The 2,059-nt window shown below is 63.0% G+C and carries 2 protein-coding genes and 1 tRNA gene; 2 read left to right on the forward strand and 1 reads right to left on the reverse strand.

Going from position 1 to position 2,059, the window contains the following annotated elements; translation table 11 throughout:
* Positions 1-592: 592 nt before the first annotated feature.
* Positions 593-769 carry a DUF1883 domain-containing protein gene (locus tag CWO89_RS49875; protein ID WP_130584309.1) on the forward strand — a complete coding sequence of 59 codons (177 nt, stop codon included), beginning with the start codon at positions 593-595 and terminating at the stop codon, positions 767-769.
* A 353-nt stretch (positions 770-1,122) separates the two neighbouring features.
* Here the strand turns inward: CWO89_RS49875 and CWO89_RS43535 are convergent.
* Positions 1,123-1,199 (reverse strand) — tRNA-Pro (locus CWO89_RS43535).
* A gap of 69 nt (positions 1,200-1,268) precedes the next feature.
* On the opposite strand from CWO89_RS43535, the gene CWO89_RS43540 reads away from it, so the two are divergent.
* Positions 1,269-2,059, forward strand: a 791-nt coding sequence (locus CWO89_RS43540) for an L-threonylcarbamoyladenylate synthase (protein ID WP_130584310.1), incomplete at its 3' end; no start/stop codon positions are given.

Genomic DNA, 2,059 nt, shown 5'->3' on the forward strand with positions numbered 1-2,059 from the left:
CCCCCCAGTTTCGCACCAGAAACGATCTCAACAGAACGCAATGAACACGAGTAATCTCGGACGAAAATGCAGGAAAATCAACGATCGCGTTCCTTATCCTGTCGCTCATAACGGTGTGGTTGCAGTCGATCGATAGAAGATCGCATGCAGAGTAGCAGGGGCGGGCAAACTCGTCCGGGAGATCCGGCCACGATGCGCGGGTTAGGAAAGCAGCGCCCATGAGATTAAGGATGGTCGTTGTCTAACCGGGTATCATCTAAGGCCGGCTGGAGCCGCGCCCGGCGGAAACGGCGGAAACATTGGCCGTTGCGAAATATGCGGTGCGCGTCGGTCAAGGAGAGCTTAAATTGAAGGTCGGCGGGTAATTTCGCAATCAGCCGGTCGCACGTCTGGCGGCTCTGATCAATGCTCCCGTCACATTAAGCCTCATACGCATCAAGTCCTCGCTGACCCCGTAAACCTCGGAGGCTTTAGCGACAGGCAAACTCATGCGAGCAATGTGCTTCGCCGCCTCCTCGGAAACCAACAATGCTGGCCCCAGCCAATTTGCCTCTTCCTCGATTACTGGATCGTAGTGTCGCGATCCCTCATTATGGATAGCTCAAATTTTGCCAACTACCGTCAAGGTGGCCAGCATCGCTACTTCGGTGGGCGCGCGACGCGGTCTCCATTTCGCCTGCAAGTGCCCAGCGCCGGCCGCTGGCACGTCGCTGTAGATCTCGAAGGATACAGCGGAAGTGTGCAGGCCGGTGTTCGCATACTGAGCTGAGTTGAGTAGACGCGATGCTTCTCGTCACGCACGATATTAGGGATTTCCCGGCCGACCATGCTGGTATCCGCGCTTCTTACAAGTTGTGAGAGAGCACCGTGTCGAATCTGGCTCCGGTTCGTGTGGCACTGCCAGCCAAAGGGGCCGGGCGCGGCCCCGTGGAAGGCGGCCGGGTTCCTCGGGATGTCCGTCGAAGTCCTACTCGATACCTACGGCCATCTTCATCCGGACTTCTTGCGCGACGCAGCCAGGCAATCACGTCGAAACCAAAGCAGAACGTCGTATCTGGGGTTATTTCCGGGGTTGACTTGGCTGCCTGTCGTGAAAAAAAGACGAAAAGCATAGGAATTTCATGGTCGGAGTGGCAGGATTCGAACCTGCGACCCCTGCGTCCCGAACGCAGTGCTCTACCGGGCTGAGCCACACTCCGACTGAGAACGCGGCTTATAGCGTCGGGTTGGGGCGACCGCAAGCAGCGCATTCGAGGATTCTAGTCACAGTGGAAACCAGCCTGAAAACCCGGATCCTGCCGGCCGGAACCGCCGGGACCGCGGCGGCCGCCGGCGTACTCGTGAGAGGCGGCCTGGTGGCGTTCCCGACCGAGACCGTCTACGGGCTCGGCGCCGACGCCACCAATGCGACCGCGATCGCCCACCTCTACCAGGCCAAGGGACGGCCGGCCTTCAATCCCCTGATCGCGCATGTCGGCGATCTCGCCGCCGCGCGCCGGATTGCCCGATTCGATGCGGTGGCGACCGCTTTGGCGGAAGCATTCTGGCCGGGGCCGCTGACGCTGGTGCTGCCAAAAACGGAAGGTTGCCCGGTGGCGGAGCTCGCCACGGCGGGGCTCGATACCGTCGCGGTGCGCGTGCCCGCCCACGCCATCGCCCACGACATCCTGCGCGCCCTCGGCCGGCCGGTGGTGGCGCCTTCCGCCAATCTCTCCGGCCATGTCTCGCCGACCACAGCGGCGCATGTCGCAAGCGACCTTTCGGGGCGCATCGACCTGATCGTCGATGGCGGCCCGGTCGAGGTCGGGGTCGAATCAACCATCGTCGGCTGCTTCGAGCGCGCGACGCTGTTGCGGCCGGGCGGGCTGCCGCGCGCGGAGATCGAGCGCGTGCTCGGCCACAGGCTCGACCAACTTCCGGCGGACGCCGAAAGCGACAACGGCCAGCCGCTCGCGCCGGGCGACGGCGGCAGGCCGCTCGCGCCGGGCATGCTTGCCTCCCACTACGCCCCGCACACGCGCGTGCGACTCAATGCTGACAGGATCGAGCCCGGAGAGGC

This window comes from Bradyrhizobium sp. Leo170 (assembly GCF_004296405.1).
GTDB lineage: Bacteria > Pseudomonadota > Alphaproteobacteria > Rhizobiales > Xanthobacteraceae > Bradyrhizobium.